This is a genomic window from Terriglobia bacterium, assembly GCA_020072845.1.
Classification (GTDB): Bacteria; Acidobacteriota; Terriglobia; order Terriglobales; family Acidobacteriaceae; genus JAIQGF01.
In genome coordinates this window covers 149,073-165,607 of record JAIQGF010000008.1, presented here as the reverse complement: position 1 = coordinate 165,607, position 16,535 = coordinate 149,073, and the positions used below count along the sequence as shown (strand labels likewise).

General features: G+C 61.5%; 15 protein-coding genes. 9 read left to right on the top strand and 6 right to left on the bottom strand.

Going from position 1 to position 16,535, the window contains the following annotated elements; translation table 11 throughout:
• Positions 1–101: 101 nt before the first annotated feature.
• Entirely contained in the window at positions 102–653 is a 552-nt protein-coding gene (locus LAN70_08350; GenBank protein ID MBZ5511169.1) for an SgcJ/EcaC family oxidoreductase, read from the bottom strand.
• Between the two features lie 122 nt (positions 654–775).
• Here LAN70_08350 and LAN70_08345 point away from each other — a divergent pair, with 122 nt between their 5' ends.
• Entirely contained in the window at positions 776–1,171 is a 396-nt protein-coding gene (locus LAN70_08345) for a DUF3592 domain-containing protein (protein ID MBZ5511168.1), read from the top strand.
• A 93-nt stretch (positions 1,172–1,264) separates the two neighbouring features.
• Here LAN70_08345 and LAN70_08340 read toward each other — a convergent pair whose 3' ends face one another.
• Positions 1,265–2,113, bottom strand: a complete 849-nt coding sequence (locus LAN70_08340; GenBank protein ID MBZ5511167.1) for an SDR family oxidoreductase — start codon at positions 2,111–2,113, stop codon at positions 1,265–1,267.
• A gap of 186 nt (positions 2,114–2,299) precedes the next feature.
• Here LAN70_08340 and LAN70_08335 point away from each other — a divergent pair, with 186 nt between their 5' ends.
• Positions 2,300–3,640, top strand: a complete 1,341-nt coding sequence (locus LAN70_08335; GenBank protein ID MBZ5511166.1) for an inositol-3-phosphate synthase — start codon at positions 2,300–2,302, stop codon at positions 3,638–3,640.
• A gap of 82 nt (positions 3,641–3,722) precedes the next feature.
• The gene (locus LAN70_08330; protein ID MBZ5511165.1) at positions 3,723–4,103 is read left to right on the top strand and encodes a hypothetical protein; all 381 of its coding nucleotides are present in this window, start codon (positions 3,723–3,725) and stop codon (positions 4,101–4,103) included.
• A gap of 173 nt (positions 4,104–4,276) precedes the next feature.
• On the opposite strand, the gene LAN70_08325 is transcribed toward LAN70_08330, so the two are convergent.
• Complete coding sequence (locus LAN70_08325; protein ID MBZ5511164.1) at positions 4,277–5,557, bottom strand: aminotransferase class V-fold PLP-dependent enzyme; 1,281 nt, start codon at positions 5,555–5,557, stop codon at positions 4,277–4,279.
• Between the two features lie 366 nt (positions 5,558–5,923).
• On the opposite strand from LAN70_08325, the gene LAN70_08320 reads away from it, so the two are divergent.
• Positions 5,924–7,102, top strand: coding sequence for a M48 family metalloprotease (locus LAN70_08320; GenBank protein ID MBZ5511163.1), 1,179 nt, complete (start codon positions 5,924–5,926; stop codon positions 7,100–7,102).
• A gap of 208 nt (positions 7,103–7,310) precedes the next feature.
• Here LAN70_08320 and LAN70_08315 read toward each other — a convergent pair whose 3' ends face one another.
• The 3 genes from LAN70_08315 to LAN70_08305 all read right to left on the bottom strand — a co-directional run bounded on the left by LAN70_08315 (position 7,311) and on the right by LAN70_08305 (position 8,588).
• The gene (locus LAN70_08315) at positions 7,311–7,553 is read right to left on the bottom strand and encodes a hypothetical protein (protein MBZ5511162.1); all 243 of its coding nucleotides are present in this window, start codon (positions 7,551–7,553) and stop codon (positions 7,311–7,313) included.
• 172 nt (positions 7,554–7,725) lie between these two features.
• Positions 7,726–7,965 (bottom strand): zf-HC2 domain-containing protein, encoded by a 240-nt coding sequence (locus tag LAN70_08310; GenBank protein MBZ5511161.1) that lies wholly within the window; start codon positions 7,963–7,965, stop codon positions 7,726–7,728.
• Positions 7,962–8,588, bottom strand: coding sequence for a sigma-70 family RNA polymerase sigma factor (locus tag LAN70_08305; GenBank protein MBZ5511160.1), 627 nt, complete (start codon positions 8,586–8,588; stop codon positions 7,962–7,964). Before LAN70_08305 ends, LAN70_08310 begins: the two co-directional genes overlap by 4 nt.
• A 242-nt stretch (positions 8,589–8,830) precedes the next feature.
• Between LAN70_08305 and LAN70_08300 the strand changes: the two genes are divergently transcribed.
• From LAN70_08300 to LAN70_08280, 5 genes are all read left to right on the top strand, one after another.
• On the top strand, positions 8,831–9,991 hold the full coding sequence (locus LAN70_08300; GenBank protein MBZ5511159.1) for a hypothetical protein: 1,161 nt from the start codon (positions 8,831–8,833) through the stop codon (positions 9,989–9,991).
• A gap of 12 nt (positions 9,992–10,003) precedes the next feature.
• The gene (locus LAN70_08295) at positions 10,004–12,274 is read left to right on the top strand and encodes a transglycosylase SLT domain-containing protein (protein ID MBZ5511158.1); all 2,271 of its coding nucleotides are present in this window, start codon (positions 10,004–10,006) and stop codon (positions 12,272–12,274) included.
• 522 nt (positions 12,275–12,796) lie between these two features.
• On the top strand, positions 12,797–13,300 hold the full coding sequence (locus LAN70_08290) for a hypothetical protein (protein MBZ5511157.1): 504 nt from the start codon (positions 12,797–12,799) through the stop codon (positions 13,298–13,300).
• A 14-nt stretch (positions 13,301–13,314) separates the two neighbouring features.
• Positions 13,315–14,130 (top strand): hypothetical protein, encoded by an 816-nt coding sequence (locus LAN70_08285; GenBank protein MBZ5511156.1) that lies wholly within the window; start codon positions 13,315–13,317, stop codon positions 14,128–14,130.
• 453 nt (positions 14,131–14,583) lie between these two features.
• Entirely contained in the window at positions 14,584–16,518 is a 1,935-nt protein-coding gene (locus LAN70_08280; protein ID MBZ5511155.1) for a S9 family peptidase, read from the top strand.
• Positions 16,519–16,535: the final 17 nt, after the last annotated feature.

The window sequence follows — 16,535 nt, the reverse complement described above, 5'->3', positions numbered from 1 at the left end:
ATTTCGGAACGCAAGAAAAAGCTTAACCACGGATTGCCGCGGATCTACGCGGATCGGAACAGAAATGCAATTGATCCGTGTGAATCCGCGAAAATCCGCGGTTAATCCTTTGGTTTTTCCGGAGGCTTCGCCGGTGGCGGCGCGGGCGGCGGTGACTGGATGTTCCAGATGGCGCGCGAAATCTTCCAATCACCATCCGGCTGGCGGCGGAGAACCTGCATGATATTTCGCACCGCCGCCGACTCGCGCTTCTCGCCCTCCTGCCGGGCGCGGATGTTGACCGTTCCCCACTCGAACGCAAAGTCGCCGACCACCTGCACCTCCTGCCAGCTTTCCTCGTAGGCGAGCATGTCCCAGTTGGCAAGCTGAGCGCGGATTTCTCCCAGGTACTTGCGGACGGCATCCTGTCCGACCAGCGGCGCGCGCCCGGGCACGAGGTAAACGACATCGTCGGTCCGCAGGGCAAGGAGCTTTTCGGTATCGAGCGCCATGTTGGCCTCGATATCGCGGCGCTGCAGTTCGGCGATGGCCTTCTGATCTTCTTCGAGTGGGTGCTGGGAGGATCGCGCCGGCGGGCGCGAGCGGCGCCCCTGTTGCGCGGGGGCGGCGGCAGCAAGCGCGAGAACCATCAGGGCGACAAACGCGAGACGCATGATCATGCTCCGACATGGGCGAGTATACGCGGAACAGCCGCTTGCCACCCCGGTGTGATGTTGGTCACAGCGCGATGTGCGGCAGCCGCGTACGCTGGGATGCAGCAAACCGGGAGCAGGCAGTGGCACCTGAAGTCCAGCAGTCCGGCATCTTCGTGCTGGCGATCTTTCTTGCGGTGCTGGCAGAACGCGGCTGGCAATGGTTGCGGCGGCGAGCGGCGCGGCAATGGCCGCTGGCGGAAGGCCGCGTGGAGCGCGCCGAGTGGCGCCAGCCCAATACCGGAACAAGCCGTTACTTCGTAGCCGACCTGGCATATTCCTATGTCGTCGGCGGGCAGTACTACGCGGGATATTACCGGCGGTCGTTTTCCGACGCGGAGTCGGCGGCGGGGTTCGTGCGGGCGGTGAAGGATTGCACGGTGCAGGTGCGTTACAAGCGCGGGGAAAGCGGGACGTCGCTGTTGCTGGAGGAGAACCTGGCGGAAGTGATCGGCGCGGCGGCGGAGATCGCGTCGTAACGAACTCAACTACGGATTCCCACGGATTCTCACGGATCTGAAAACCAAAACCTTTCTTCCTTGATCCGCGGAAATCCGCGGTTGGGTTTTTGTTTACTCCAGACCGACTTTCCGCAGCACCAGCCTCTCGTACCACTTCCAGGGCAGCAGGTTGCGCAGCCACCAGCGCGTCAGAGCGTCGCGGCCGATCATGTAGCGCAGGCGCGGATTGGGATCGGCGGCGATGCGGGCGATGAGGTCGGCAACGCGTTGCGGGTCGGCCTTGGGCAGAGTCACGGCCCATTCCTTCAACTTGCGACCACGCTCCTGGTTGGGCGAGTTGCCGGTGACCAGCACTTCATTCAGGCGCGCGTTGCGGTCCCAGATGTCGGTCTTGAAGGCGCCGGGTTCGACCAGCACGACCTTGATGCCGAGCGCACGGGTCTCCAGGCGCAGGGTTTCGCTCCAGCCCTCGAGCGCGAATTTCGATGCAGAGTAGCTGCCGATGCCGGGCGAGCCCATGCGGCCGCTTTCCGACGAAACCATGATGATGTGGCCCGAGCGTTGCGCGCGCATGGCGGGCAGCACAGCCTGAGTGATGGCGACGTGGCCGAAGAAGTTGGTGTCCATCTGCTGGCGGAGTTCGGCGAGGCGGATGTCCTCGACGAAGCCGGCAAAGGCGAAGCCGGCATTGTTCACCAGCACGTCAATGCGCGAGTGGTCGCGCAGAATTTCGTTGATGACGCGGGGAATGGAGTCGAAATTGGAGATGTCGAGGGCGCGGACGTCGAGGCGATCGGCGATGCCGGCGTTTTTCGCGGCATCGTCGAGGAGCGAGCGGCGGTTGAGGTCACGCATGGTGGCAACGACGCGATAGCCGCGGCAGGCAAGGGTGACGGCGGTCAGCAGCCCGATGCCGCTGGAGGAGCCGGTGATGAGGGCGAGTTTGGACGGTGCTGGCAACGCGGGCTGCGCCAGTGTAATTGCAAAAGCGGACGCGATACGAGAAGATAAATGGTTTTGAATTCATTCTGACTTGCGGAAGTGATGATGGCGACAAGCAAGAAGCAGACGAGTAGGAAATCGGCGGCAAAAGCACACCAGTCGAGTAAGCCGGAGTCGAGCAGATCCGCGGCATCGCGGACCCCGATGAGCAAGCCCGCGGCGCACGTGGCCGCGAGCGCGATTGCACCGGCGGAAGGGAAGTTGGGGGTGATGATTCCGGGCATGGGCGCGGTGGCGACCACGTTCGTGGCCGGGGTGCAGGCAGTGCGCCGAGGACTGGCGCACCCGATCGGATCGCTGACCCAGATGGGCACTATCCGCCTGGGCAAACGGACGGACGGGCGTTCGCCGCGCATCGGCGACTTTGTGCCGCTGGCCGAGATCAACGACCTGGTGTTCACCGGCTGGGACCCGTTCGAGGACGATATGTACGCGGCAGCGCGCAAGGCGGGCGTGCTGGAAAAAGAACTGCTCGACAACATCAAGCCATTCCTCTCGCAGATCAAGCCGCGCCCGGCGGTGTTCGACCGCCAATACGTCAAGAAGCTGGACGGCCCCAACGTCAAGAAGGGCAAAACGAAGATGGACCTCGCCGAGCAGGTGAGGGACGACATCCGCGATTTCAAGAAGAGTTCCGGCGCCTCGCGGCTGATCATGATCTGGTGCGGCTCGACCGAAACCTTCCTGCAGCCGACGGCGGTGCACCAGACGGTGAAGTCGTTCGAACAGGCACTGGCGAAGAACGATGAGAACATCGCGCCTTCGATGATCTATGCCTATGCGGCGCTGTCGGAAGGCGTGCCCTACGCCAACGGCGCGCCCAACCTGACGGTGGACATCCCGGCGATGCACGAGTTGTCGCGGCGCAACCAGGCGCCGATTTGCGGCAAGGATTACAAGACCGGACAAACGCTGCTGAAGACAATCCTGGCGCCCGGCTTCAAGGCGCGCATGCTCGGGCTGAGCGGATGGTTCTCCACCAACATTCTGGGCAACCGCGACGGCGAGGTGCTGGACGATCCCGGCTCGTTCAAGACTAAGGAAGAATCGAAGCTGTCGGTGCTGGAGCACATCCTGCAGCCGGAGCTGTACCCGCAGCTTTACGGCAATATCTGCCACAAGGTGAGGATCAATTACTACCCGCCGCGCGGCGACAACAAGGAAGGCTGGGACAATATTGATATCTTCGGATGGCTGGGCTATCCGATGCAGATCAAGGTGGACTTCCTGTGCCGCGATTCCATTCTGGCGGCGCCCATCGTGCTCGACCTGGTGCTATTTCTCGACCTGGCGAAGCGCAGCTCCGAGCTGTGCGGGCTCGGCATCCAGGAGTGGCTGAGCTTCTATTTCAAGTCGCCGATGTCGGCGCCGGGGCTCTACCCCGAGCACGATCTGTTTATCCAGTTGATGAAGCTGAAGAACACGCTGCGCCACCTGAAGGGCGAGTCGCTGATCACGCATTTGGGGCTGGAGTATTACGACTAGGCTTCAGGCTCCAGGCTGCAGGCGTGAGGGGTGGAATTTTTTTTTCGTAACCCGGGCCGTGGGGTCCGGCATCGAATCTGCCATGCGCAAGATGGCAGTGCCGACCTTCCTCGCACTTCTGTTGGTGGCCACTTACTTGTGGGCTGACACGCCGGGGACCTTCCGCGGTGTGGTGATTCACGGCCCCGACATGACGCCGGGATGGATGTACATGAAGAGCACGAACGGACAGGTGCGTCGGGTGGGCATCAGCCGCGCACAGGTGGTGTATTCCGAGGCGGTACCTGTCAGCGAAAGGCAGAAAATGCCGGCGCTGTCCATCGGCACCGGCGCCGAGGTGCGGGTGACGGCGCAGCAGGACAAGAACGGCGAGTGGCGCGCCACCAGGATCGAGATCCTGAGCCTGCACGGCGCTTCGACGATTGAGCCATCGGAGCGGTCGGAAAATTTGCGCTCGACGTAGGCCGGACACCTCTCCTCGTCCACAAAAAAACCTAGATTCCTCGCTGCGCCCGGAATGACAAGAATAAAGGGCCTGTCCGGCACGGCTGAAGCCGAGCCCTACCCATGGATCGATTTTTGATACCAGTTACGTTCTTCAACTGAAACTGAAACCGAAACTGAAACTGAAACTCTCTACCCCTTCTTCCGCTTGTACTCGTCAAACTTCTCGAGAAAACGATCGATCTCCGCTTTTTGCAAATAGTAGGGAGTGGAGAGCCGGATTTTGGAGGGTCCGCCGCCGCGGATACGGATGCGGTATTGCTTCCACAGCGCGTTTTCGAGTTCGTAGATCTGGATGGGAGCGATGTTGAAGGTGGCGATGGCGCAGCGCAGCGCTGGGTCGGGCGAGGTCCAGGATTCGACGCCGCGCCGGCTCATTCCGGCCATGGCGTAGTCGGCCAGCGCGCGGTGGCGGCGCTCGATGCGGTCCATGCCGATCTTGTTGGCGAAGTCCAGGGCCGCGCGGAAACCCCACAGCGACGGCACGTTGGACGATCCGATGCGCTGGAAACGCTCTGCCTTGAGCTTGGGATCGTCCCAGCCGGCGGTGGTGACGGTGCTCCACAGCCGGTCCTGCATCTCCTCGCGCACGTAGAGGAATCCGCTGCCTTTGGGCGCCATCAGCCATTTATGCGGGCTGGAGCTGTACATGTCGCAGCCAAGCTCGCGGATATTGAGCTGCATCATGCCGGTGACGTGCGCGCCGTCCACCATCGAGACCAGGCCCTTGCTGCGCGCCAGCGCGCAAATTTCCTTGATCGGGAGCACGACCCCGGTGTCGGTAGTGATGTGGCTGATGAAGATGGCGCGGGTGCGCGGGGAGATGGCGTCGTTGATGCGGTTGAGCACGTCGGCGGGGGAGATCAGCGGACGGGGAATTTCGAATTTGCGGACCACCACGCCATAGCGCTTGGCCTTCAGCTGCCAAGGCTCCTCGCCGCTGGGATGCTCCTGGTTGCTGATGAGAACCTCGTCGCCGGGCTTCATGTCGAAGCCATGGATCATGAAGTTGTTGGCCTCCGTGGCGTTGCGCAGAAGCGCGATTTCGTCGCGGGTGGCGCCGACGAAGGCCGCCAGCGGGTCGCGGAATTCGTTGAATGGCCCGTAGCCCCAGATGGGGTAATCCTCGGGATCGCTCTGCGCCATGGTTTCGGTGGCGTGATAACCGTCCATGACCGCCTGGATGACCGGGGCAGGGGAGGAGCCCACGGTGCCGTTGTTGAGATAGATTTCGTCGGCGGGGATGAGGAACTGCTTGCGCACCTCGCGCCAGTAGGCGTCTTCATCGCGGGCATAAAGAGCGGCGTCGGGCAGGGTAGGCTCGAGGCTGCACTGCGCCAGCAGGCGCGGAGCGGCGGCCAGCGCGGCTGCGATACCTGCGGTATTGAAAAGAAAGGACCTGCGGTCGAGCATGGGGAACTCCTAGTGCTGAGTACCTAGTACCGAGTGCCGAGCGATGAAATTTCGAGTGGCATGTTCCTGGCTCGCCATCGACTCGGGACTGGGCACTTCAGAGGCGGACGAGATGGTACTACGGATACATATTCGTCCCTGCGAGACTTGTTGCGCGGCGGCGGGTTCAATCCAAGGGGGAAGGCTTGGCCCAAGTACCCGGGGAGAATTGACTGTGTCCCGATGGTCGGAAGGCACATCCAACCATAGACTGGCGACACAGCGGGCCGCGGCCCTGGCGGACGCTGCTGAGTTTCGGCAGCATATTTCGGCGGTATAATGGAAGCTAATCAGCTCGTCGGCAAGCAACCTCAAAGGAAGTGCACCATGAAGTTTCGCGCCTATACGCTGGTGACTGCGTTGCTGGTAGCGACCCTGGCGCCGTGCACGATTGCGCAGAGCACTCCCGACGCCCAGAACCCGAATCCTACCGGGGCCCCTCCGGTGACCGGCACGCCGCAGACCGCGGACTCGCAGACCGCGGATTCGAAGGGGACCACGACCGACAAGCAACTGCAGAATGACGGCCTTGTTCCACAGGTGGCGAATCCGCCGAAAGAGACGCACGACGGCGGCAAGAACGACATTGATGCTATCGGCAACCGCAAGATCGGCAGCGGCAAGGGGCTGGGCAACTGGTACTCGCTGGAAAAAGAGATCGCGATGGGCAAGGAGTACGCGGCGCAGGTGGAAGCCAGCGTGAAACTGGTGCAGGACCCGGTCGTGACCGAGTACGTCAACCGGATTGGACAAAATCTGGTGCGGAACTCCGACGCGCGCGTGCCGTTTACCATCAAGGTGGTTGACTCCGACGAGTTGAACGCCTTCGCGCTGCCCGGCGGGTTCTTTTACGTCAACTCGGGGCTAATCCTGGCCGCGGATGACGAGGCGGAACTGGCGGGGGTGATGGCACACGAGATCGCGCACGTCGCCGCACGCCACGCAACCCGGCAGATGACGCGTGCGCAGTTTGCGAATATTGCGACCATTCCGCTCATCTTCGTCGGCGGCGGGATCGGCTACGCCATCCGCTCGGCGGCCGGTTTGGGACTGCCGCTGACGTTCCTGTCGTTCTCGCGCGGCTTCGAGGCCGAGGCCGATTACCTCGGGCTGGAGTACATGTACAAGTCCGGCTACGACCCGCAGGCGTTCATCTCATTCTTCGAAAAAATCCAGGCGAAGGAGAAGAAGAAGCCGGGGACACTGGCGAAGGCGTTTGCCACCCATCCGCAGACGCCGGACCGAATCACCAAGAGCCAGGACGAGATCGCAAAGGTGCTGCCGGCGCGTGACCAGTACATCATCAACACCTCCGAGTTCGACGACGTGAAGACGCGGCTGGCGGCGATCGAGAACCGCCGCAAGATGACTGGCCCCGAGGACAAGGAAGGACGTCCTACGCTGCGGCGCACCACGGCCGACAACAGCAAGAAGACCGGCAGCGGCCAGGACAGCGGCAGCAACGACGACGATCGTCCGACGCTGAAGCGGAGAGATAACGACTAAGAGTTTCGGTTTTCAGTTTCAGAAAAGACCGGCAGCCTGGGCTGCCGGTTACTTTTTGGGGGTATCACCCGGCGAGTTTGGGGTATCACCTGGCAACGACAGAGCAGGGATGTGGCAGGCCGAGCGCTTCGCCGGAATCCAAAGGTCGAGGGCAAGCGCCCCGCTTCGGCAAAGTCGGCATCTCCCCAAGAAGGGATAAAGCTGCCCGTCAGGCAGATTTGGCAAACGGTTCGGCTGCTTCGGCCAGTTCGCCGGCCTTCGCACGCGCCGTGACGAACTTCATCTCCTGCCAATCGTAAGCAAACTCCTGGCCGCAATCGAGGCAAACCACATACGTGCCGGTCACGGCAGCCGCGGGGCTGCGGCGTTGTCCCGGCCTGGCAGTGATCGGGAAACTGTAGTGCTTGTGGGAGCAGCCGAACAACACATCGATGATGTCTCTGATGATCATGGACCTACCCCTCACAATGGGCCCCGGAAGTCGAGCGAAAGTTTTCAGCCCAGTAGATTATTAGATTCCGCCCAGCCGGAAAAGGTTCGTTGAACGTCGCCACTGAAATAACTGTGGATTGTTCATTTTGGGAGCCAGCGAAAAGCGCTGTGGAAAAGTCGGCGGCGGTCGGTTAGGCCTTTTTGTGCTGGCACTTGGCGACGATGGCGGTGCGCAAGCGGGTGCGGAGGTCGTCGGGCAGTTCGTAAAGTTGGGAGTCGCGGTAAATCTCGATGGTCTTCTTGGTGGTGTTGCAGATGACGAAACAGTTGTGGCACCACTGCAGATGTTCTTCCAACTCGGTCCGTGTACGGGCATCGAGGCTTTCGTCCAGGTAGTCCGTCAACTCTTTCAAGAAATCCGAGCAATTCACTTTTTGCCGTCTCCGCTCTTGCGCTTTCGAAAGTACTTATTCAGCCTCTCGCGCAACTGCAAACGTGCCCGCAGCAAGCGCGATTTCACCGCCGGAATACTCAAGTCCAGGGCCTCCGCGGTCTCTTCAGTGGAGAGCCCTTCCACGTCGCGCAGCACAAACACCGTGCGAAAGCTGGAAGGCAATCCCTGGATCGTCTTGGTGAGGATGTCGCGTAACTCCGATTGCGTGTAGAGCTGCTCGGGGTTGGGACTCCAATCCGCGACCTCCCGCGGCATGCTGTCCTCTTCGGTCTTGACCTCTTCGTCGAGGGACACCATGCGTTCCGGCCGGCGGCGCCGCAAGCGCATCAGCGCTTCGTTCACCGCAATCCGCACCAGCCAGGTGTAAAACTTGGACTGCTCCTGAAAATTCTTGAGATTCTCGTAGGCTTTCAGGAACGCGTCCTGGACGACGTCTTCGGCATCCTCGCGGTTCTGCGTAATATGCTGCGCGATGCGAAAGACGTTCCGGTCGTAACGCTGAACCAGCTGCTCGAAGGCGCCGATATCGCCCGCCTTCGCGGCACGCACCAGTTTCAGTTCGTCGAAAACCGGCTCATTCAATTTTTGGATGGCTCCCATCGGGCTCCCGATTCAAAGATTTGCAGGCGCTAAGCCGGAAACCGCTATTCTACCGATTTGGATGTCGGAGCACATCCATGTTTTGCCGTGGCTTGCGCTTTTCGCAAAATTTCCAGGGTTCTCCAGTTGGATTCGCCGGCCCGGATTTTGTTACCACGCATTGACACTGAGTTTTGAGTTCATATAATCGCCGCAGTCCGCGCCGAAGCGCGCCCGTGGGCCGCATCAGGGGAAGGAGTCGAATGGGGGAGAGCAAGCACATCCGGGAGATCATCGAACGCGTGGTGAGCGCGAGCCTGGCAACCCACGTCACCGCGCTGAAGGGCGAGCTCGTCGATAAGGCATGCGAGCAATTGGAGCAAATGACGCCGGCCGAAGCGGCGCCTGCCGCTTCCCCGGGCGGCGCACCCATCGACCTGCTGAACGCGGCCATCAACTCCATCCTCGATGCCACCACCCAGGTCGACATCCTCGGATCGCTGCTGGAGGGCACGTCGAAGTTCGCCGAGCGCGCCGCGTTATTCGTCATCCGCGCCGGAGTGGCGACGGGCTGGCGCGCCACCGGCACGGAACACAACGAGGGTATCAAGGCGGTGGCGCTGGACTTGAACTCCGGCCTGGCCGCGCGCGCGTATCACGACCGCGTTCCGGCGGCGGGATCGTCGGCTGAATTTGACGCGCAGTTCGTTTCGACCTACGGCGCTCCCGCCGATGGGACCAACGCGCTGGTGCTGCCTTTGTCCATTCGCGAGAAGGTCGCCGCCCTGGTGTATGTCGATGCCGGAGTCCGGCCCGGCGGAAAGCTGGACCCCTCGGCGATGGAAGCGCTGGTGCACTGCACCGGCATGTGGCTGGAAATCATGGGGGCACGCAAGAGTGGCGCTGCACCCGTGGAGCATGAAGTGGGGCATCATGTCCATGCTGACGCCGCGGCGGAACCGCATCCCGCTCCTGCGATGGAACCGGCGCCACCGGCGTACGCCGTGACGTCGGCGGAGCCCTCGCCCGAGCCGGCATTCACTCCGGCAGCGGTGGCCGCCGCGCCCGCCCCCGCGCCGGAATACGTCCCTACGCCCGCCATGGAGCCAGCGGCTCCGCCCGCGCCCGCCGCGGCGCCGGCGGGCATGTCGCCGGAAGAGGAAGAGGTGCACAAGAAAGCCCGCCGCTTCGCCAAGCTGCTGGTGGATGAAATCAAGCTCTACAACCAGTTGAAGGTGGTCGAGGGCCGCACGCACAAGGACCTCTATGCGCGCCTGAGGGACGACATTGACAAGAGCCGTGCCACCTACGACAAGCGGTACGGTTCGACTTCGGCGTCCAGCGGCAACTATTTCACCCAGGAACTGATCCGCATCCTGGCGAATGATGATCCATCCCTGCTCGGCGAAGGATTTTCAGGGTAAACTGAAACTGTGGTGCGTACCCGGTTCCTGTTAGTCGTCGCCATCGCAGCGCTGTTCTGCACGTCTGCTTTTTCTGCGCAGACTGCGGACCCTTCCCCCAAGTCCACCAGCAAGAAATCCGCGAAACCGTCGCGCACCAAGGCGAAGTCCAAGGCCAAGCGCAAAAAGACGGTCAGCCCACAGCGCATCCGGCGCATGCGCCGCGCGTTTGTCGCCTCCGCCGAACTGAAGCCGATGGCGCGGCAGTTGCTCGATAACCGCAGTCCGGCTGCCTATGCGGGGGTGGAGGCGTACGCGCGCAAGCACGCGCACGACGATGCCGGGGTGCTGGCGAACCTGGCGCTCGGCTACGCGCATATCCTCGACCACGAACCGGCGAAGGCGATTGCGCCTTTGAAGCTGGCGCAGGCGCGCGCCGGGGACCTGGCGGACTACACGGCGTATTTCCTGGGGGCGTCTTACCAGGCGACGGGCCAAACCGACTTGGCCATTGCCAGCCTGAGCGATTTCACCACCAAGTACCCGGATTCGATCTTCGTGCGCGATGCGGCGGTGAACTATGGCAATGCGCTGGTCACGTCCGGAGATCCGGCGCAGGCGGCGACGCTGCTGGAAAAGTACCGGCGTCCCTACCGCTCCGACCTGGAATTCGCCTACGGGCGCGCACTGCTTCGTTCCGGTGACGCGGCGCGCGGCGCGGACGTGCTGCGCCACATGTATTTCTCCACGCCGCTGGCCGCCGAAGCCGACGATGCCGGCAAGTTGCTGAATTCCGCGGGCGGGCTGGGCGCCAATTATGCGCTGCAGAAAGCTCGCGCCGACCAGTTCGCGCAGGCGAAACGGTATCGCGAGGCGGTGCAGGAGTTGCGAGCATTGCGGGAGCTGGCAACGCCGGAGGAGCGTCCGGCGGTCGAGGTCGCTCTCGCCGGGGCGATCCACCGCAGCGGCGACGACCGCCAAGCCCGTGCCATGCTGGAGGGCCTGGCGCTTCCGCCCGGCGAGCTGAACGGCGAGCGCTTGTTCTACCTCGCCGAGATTGCGCGCTCCGCCAACGATGACGACCGTTTCCTGGGCACGCTGGCGCAAATCCGGCAGGCGGCGCCCACCAGCGGCTGGCTGGAGCAGGCGCTGCTCACCGCCGGAAACATGTTCCTGCTGCGCAATGACTACGATCGCGCCATTGATTTCTATCGCGAGATCACGGAGCGCTTTCCGCAGGGCAAGCTGGCGCCCTACGCCCACTGGAAGGTGGCGTGGCTGAACCTGCGGCAGGGACGCGCCGACGCCGCACGCCAGGGCTTCGAGGAGCAGATCGCGCTCTATCCGGGATCGCAGCAGGTGCCGGCGGCGGTGTACTGGCGCGCGCGGCTGGCCGAGGAGGAACAGAATTCTCCCAAGGCGCGGGTCTATTACCAGAAACTCTCGCAGCGGTTCCGGAACTACTATTACGCCGACCTGGCGCGCACGCGCTTGCTGGACCTGAAGCAGGCGAGCCCGCCGGCTGCCGATCCGGTGCTGGAAAAAATTCCGCCGATCCAATTGACCTCGGCGTACACGCGGGTGGAGCCGCCGGCGGACGATCTGCGCGCGCAGAAGGCGCAGCTTCTGCAGAACGGCGGCTTGACCGAATTCGCGGAACGCGAACTGAAGACGGCGGCCGAGGAGGGCGGGGCGTCCTGGGCAACGGCGGAAATGGCGCGCCTTTACCGCGACAACGGCCAGTACTACCGCGCGCTCCAGGTGCTGAAACGCGCCGTGCCGGCGTACCTGGCCATGGACCTGGAAGCGCTGCCGCGTCCGTACTGGGAGGACCTGTTTCCGCGGCCGTGGTGGACGGACCTGAAAAGATATTCCTCGAGCAACGGGTTGGATCCGTTCCTGGTGGCGTCGCTAATACGGCAGGAATCGGAATTCAATCCCGAGGCGATCTCGCACGCCAACGCCTTCGGCCTGATGCAGGTGCTGCCCAGCACGGGGAAAAAACTGGCGCGCTCGATGAAGGTTCGCGGCTTTTCCAGCCAACAACTGCTGGCGCCGGACTTCAACCTGCAACTCGGGACGCGCTACTTCCGCGAACTGGTGGACCACTTCAACGGGCACGTGGAATACGCGCTGGCGGCGTACAACGCGGGCACCGACCGGGTGGAGGCGTGGCTGGCGATCGGCAAGTATCGCGACGCGATGGAATTCGTAGAGTCCATCCCGTTCACCGAAACGCGCGAATACGTGCAATCGGTGCTGCGCAACGCGACCGTGTACAAGCGGCTGTACGGAACGCCATAAGACAGCTTATCGAGTTTCAGTTTGTCGGTCCCGGTTCCAACAACTTCTGAAGGACGCGCCCGAGGCAGAGCTGAGCCGCAGGAGTTCGAAAACATGCGGTTATCCGTGTCTGTCAACGGGGTTTCTCGCTTCATTGCTTCATTACCGAGCCCGGGCTACCTAAATGCGCACCTGAACATGCTTGAGCATCCCAAAGGCAGTGACCCTCCAGAAAGTTGCGCGTCGTGGCGACCGACACATCCCTAGAAACGGAGAACGTTGGCTTGGAATGGCCGCCAGTCGATTTGGATATTGGGGATGTCGTAGAGCTAGCATGCGGTGCAGCCCAAAATGGCACGGCAGCGCCGCGCATTTCGTTCGCAGATGCATCTCCGGCCTTGCGAAATCGCTCACGGGCAGTATGATTGCGGGGATTCAGAGCTGAAAAAGGGAATTCCTGCTGAACCGCCCGGTTAGGAACTTGGGCGATTGTTCTGCCATCCTGACCCCTCCAGCAGCGTGCTATCCGGGAAGGGGACATACATGCTCCATTCACTCAGACTGCGAACCCGACTGGTCTGGGTGCTGTTGCAAGCAGTGTCTACCGTGGCTCTCGCGCAGATCATTGAAAAAAGCAAGTACCAAGTCATTGAGGTGAAGCAGTTTGAATTTGGGCAGGGGACCAACATGCCCAAGTCCTTCCAACGCGCGCTGATGCAGGAAACGGCTTTGGCTCTGTTGCAAATCGGTAAGTTCAAGGAGGTGCTCCGCGAAGGGGAGAAGCCCGCCGATCCGGGTCTTCCTCTGCTGCAATTGACCACGAAGGTCACCGAATTCCAGGGGGGCAGCGACTGGGGTTTTTTCCGTGCGAAAACCAGGATTGCAGCTCATATCAAGTTCATCGACGCTGCAACCGGAAGAGTGCTGGTTGAAGATGACCTCAAAGCCGAGGTGGAACTCGCTGGTCTTCGCGCTCGTGAGTCCATCGACGTCACGCGTAGCATCGCCAAGGAAATCGCCAAGGTCACCAAGCAACGATTCTTTTAGCAAGGAGGAACGGTATGTTCACCAAGAAAGTCAGCCTCGCTCTGGTCCTGCTCCTGAGTCTCACTCTGGTTGGCCTCGCACAAGAAAAGGTGTCGACCCAGGGAAAGCCGGTGACGAAAACGTGGGCCGCCAAGTACGAACTCGGGGATGCGGCGATCACGCGTGGCACCAGCGTGCAGTTGACTCTCCCCGATGCAGAAAAGCTTGTATGGCAGATAGAGAAGGGAACTCCTAATACGATTCCGCTGTCCTCAATCACCGAGGTGAGCTACGACAACCGCTCCCATCACCGTACCAAGGGCGGTGTTGCTCTGATGGCGGCCAGCCCACTCGGCGGTCTTCTGTTGGCGAGCAGCAAAGCCACCAAACACTTCGTAACCATCGCCTTCGAACAGAACGGAGAAAAGAAGGATGTGGTTTTCGAACTTGGGAAAAGCGACCACGCCAGCTTTCTCGACGAGCTACGGAAATTAACAGGCAAGCAGTGGAAGGACTTGGCGGCGGAACGCAAGAAGGCCGAAGCTGAGATCGAGCAGCAAAAGAACAACAAAATCGCGGTCAAGCTCGACCACATGATGCGCGTCAATGAGGTCGATCTGAAGCCGGGCGACTATCAGATCGTGCTTCTGGAGCGCCCGGACAGCAAGGGCGAGGTCTACTTCTTTGCCGGGAACAAGGTCAATCCTGAGAAGAGTCTGATTTCGACCAAGGTGGAGATCGTGACGCAGAGCAATGAGGTGAAGGACGCCCAGGTGATCCACAAAGACGATGACAAGTTCGCCACCGTAACTGAGATTCGCTTGTCCACGAAAACGCTTCTGCTGCGGTGACCCTTGGCCGGCCGCTGCCCTGGGGAAATCCACTGGGAGGGCTGTGGTGCCGCGGCGATGGGGAGCTCTCCCATTACCGGGTCCGTGACCGACGTGAGTCGGCTGGCCAGAGCCATCGAAGCCATGGTGAAGATTGGCCAGAACGAGGACGGCTGGCGAACGGCAAGTACCGCGACGCGATGGAATTCGTGGAGTCCATCCCGTTCACCGAAACGCGCGAATACGTGCAATCGGTGCTGCGCAACGCGACCGTGTACAAGCGGCTGTACGGAACGCCGTAAAAGCAGTTTCGAGTTTCAGTTTCAGTTTCAGAAACGGCCGGCTGAAACTGAAACTGTCTGATCCCTTTTAGCTGGTCGGAAGTTGCGGGAACTAACTGCGGTTCACCTTCGTACCCATCAATGCGTACAATTCTGCTTTGAAGTTACCGTCCTGGAGCCGGGAGGTTTCCGCATGAAGCTGATTCGAACTGCCGCTGTCCTGCTTGCGTGCCTGCTGCTGTCGCTGAGCGCATTCCCACAGGCGCAAGCCCCTCTGATTCCGCGCAGCGTTATTTTTGGCAATCCCGAACGGGCCTTGCCGCAGATTTCGCCCGACGGCAAAATGCTGGCCTATCTAGCGCCCGACCAGGGTGTGCTCAACATCTGGGTACGGACGCTGGGCAAGAGCGACGATCACGCGATTACCAGCGACCGCAAGCGCGGCATCCGCAACTTTTCCTGGCAGTTCGATTCCAGCAACGTCCTGTATGCGCAGGACCAGGGTGGCGACGAAAACTGGCGCGTTTATCAGACCAACCTGGCCAGCAAGCAGACGCGCGACTTGACGCCGTTTGAAAAGGTCCGCGCCGACATCGTCGCCCTGGAAGCCACGCACCCCGACGAGGCGCTGATCCAGCTCAACAAGCGCGATCCCAAGCTGTTCGACGTCTATCGCGCGGACTTGAAAACCGGCAAGCTTTCCCTCGATACCGAGAACCCGGGCGACGTGACCGGATGGCAATCGGACCACGGCCTGCAGGTGCGGGCGGCGCAGGTCGCTACGCCGGATGGCGGAACCGTGATCCGCGTCCGCAACAACGCCACCTCGCCCTGGCGCGAATTGATTAAATGGGGTCCGGAAGAGACGCTGGGCAACGTGGACTCCTTTTCTCCGGACAATAATGCACTGTTGGTCATCACCTCGCTGGATGCCAATGCCGCCCGCCTGGTCTCGGTAGATATAGCGACGGGAAAGCGTACGGTTATCTCCGAGGATCCGCAGTTCGACGTTTCCTTTGTCGTGACCCACCCCAAAACCAACAAGCTGGAGGCGGTGGTGTACCTCCGCGAGCGCCGCGAATTCCAGATTCTGGACAAGAGCCTGCAAGCGGATTTCGAGGCGTTGAAAAAGGTCCGCGACGCCGACATCAGCAATCTGAGCCGCGACCTGGCGGATGACAAGTGGATCGTGACCTTCGAGGGCGATGATGCTCCGATCTATTACTACCTGTACGACCGCAGCGCGGGCACCGCGACCATGCTGTTCAGCAACCGGCCACAACTGGAGAAATACAAGCTCGCCAAGGTCAAGCCGATTGAGTACAAGGCGCGAGACGGCATGCTCATCTACGGCTACCTGACCACTCCCGCCGGCCGTGACGCGAAGAATCTTCCCATGGTGGTATTTCCACACGGTGGTCCGTGGGGACGGGACCTGTGGGGGTACAACCCGTATGCGCAATGGCTCGCCAACCGTGGCTACGCCGTGTTGCAGCCGAATTTCCGCGGCTCCACCGGATACGGCAAGCGCTATCTCAATGCCGGTGACCGGCAGTGGGCGGGCGCCATGCACACCGATCTGCTGGACGCGAAAGATTGGGCGGTGAAGCGGGGCGTGGCGGATGGCAAGAAGGTCTGCATCATGGGCGGCAGCTACGGCGGCTATGCCACCCTGGCGGGCGTTACCTTCGCTCCCGAGGCCTTCACCTGCGGGGTGGATATTGTCGGACCTTCCAACTTGAATACTCTGCTGAAAACCATCCCGCCGTATTGGGCGACTCTACTCTCCATCTTCCACCGGCGGATGGGTGAGGACGAGGCGTTCCTGAAGTCACAGTCCCCTTTGTTCAAGGCGGACCAGATCAAGGCCCCGCTGCTCATCGGACAGGGCGCAAATGATCCGCGGGTCAACAAGGCGGAAAGCGATCAGATCGTTGGCGCCATGCGGAAAAACCAGAAGACGGTGGAATATTTCGTCTTCCCGGACGAAGGCCACGGCTTCGCGCGCCCGGAGAACCGCATGGCATTCAATGCCGCCAGCGAAGAGTTTCTGGCGAAATATCTGGGCGGCAAGTTTGAGCCGCCAAGCGACGCCGAGAAGAAGCTACTGACAAGCGTGAAACAGTAGCTCAATTGGTGGTCTGT

Coding starts and splice junctions, on each gene's coding strand:
- LAN70_08285 (MBZ5511156.1), top strand. CDS start 13,315: ATGTTCACCAAGAAAGTCAGCCTCGCTCTGGTCCTGCTCCTGAGTCTC.
- LAN70_08320 (MBZ5511163.1), top strand. CDS start 5,924: ATGAAGTTTCGCGCCTATACGCTGGTGACTGCGTTGCTGGTAGCGACC.
- LAN70_08290 (MBZ5511157.1), top strand. CDS start 12,797: ATGCTCCATTCACTCAGACTGCGAACCCGACTGGTCTGGGTGCTGTTG.
- LAN70_08315 (MBZ5511162.1), bottom strand. CDS start 7,553: ATGATCATCAGAGACATCATCGATGTGTTGTTCGGCTGCTCCCACAAG.
- LAN70_08325 (MBZ5511164.1), bottom strand. CDS start 5,557: ATGCTCGACCGCAGGTCCTTTCTTTTCAATACCGCAGGTATCGCAGCC.
- LAN70_08305 (MBZ5511160.1), bottom strand. CDS start 8,588: ATGGGAGCCATCCAAAAATTGAATGAGCCGGTTTTCGACGAACTGAAA.
- LAN70_08280 (MBZ5511155.1), top strand. CDS start 14,584: ATGAAGCTGATTCGAACTGCCGCTGTCCTGCTTGCGTGCCTGCTGCTG.
- LAN70_08330 (MBZ5511165.1), top strand. CDS start 3,723: ATGCGCAAGATGGCAGTGCCGACCTTCCTCGCACTTCTGTTGGTGGCC.
- LAN70_08335 (MBZ5511166.1), top strand. CDS start 2,300: ATGAGCAAGCCCGCGGCGCACGTGGCCGCGAGCGCGATTGCACCGGCG.
- LAN70_08300 (MBZ5511159.1), top strand. CDS start 8,831: ATGGGGGAGAGCAAGCACATCCGGGAGATCATCGAACGCGTGGTGAGC.
- LAN70_08350 (MBZ5511169.1), bottom strand. CDS start 653: ATGCGTCTCGCGTTTGTCGCCCTGATGGTTCTCGCGCTTGCTGCCGCC.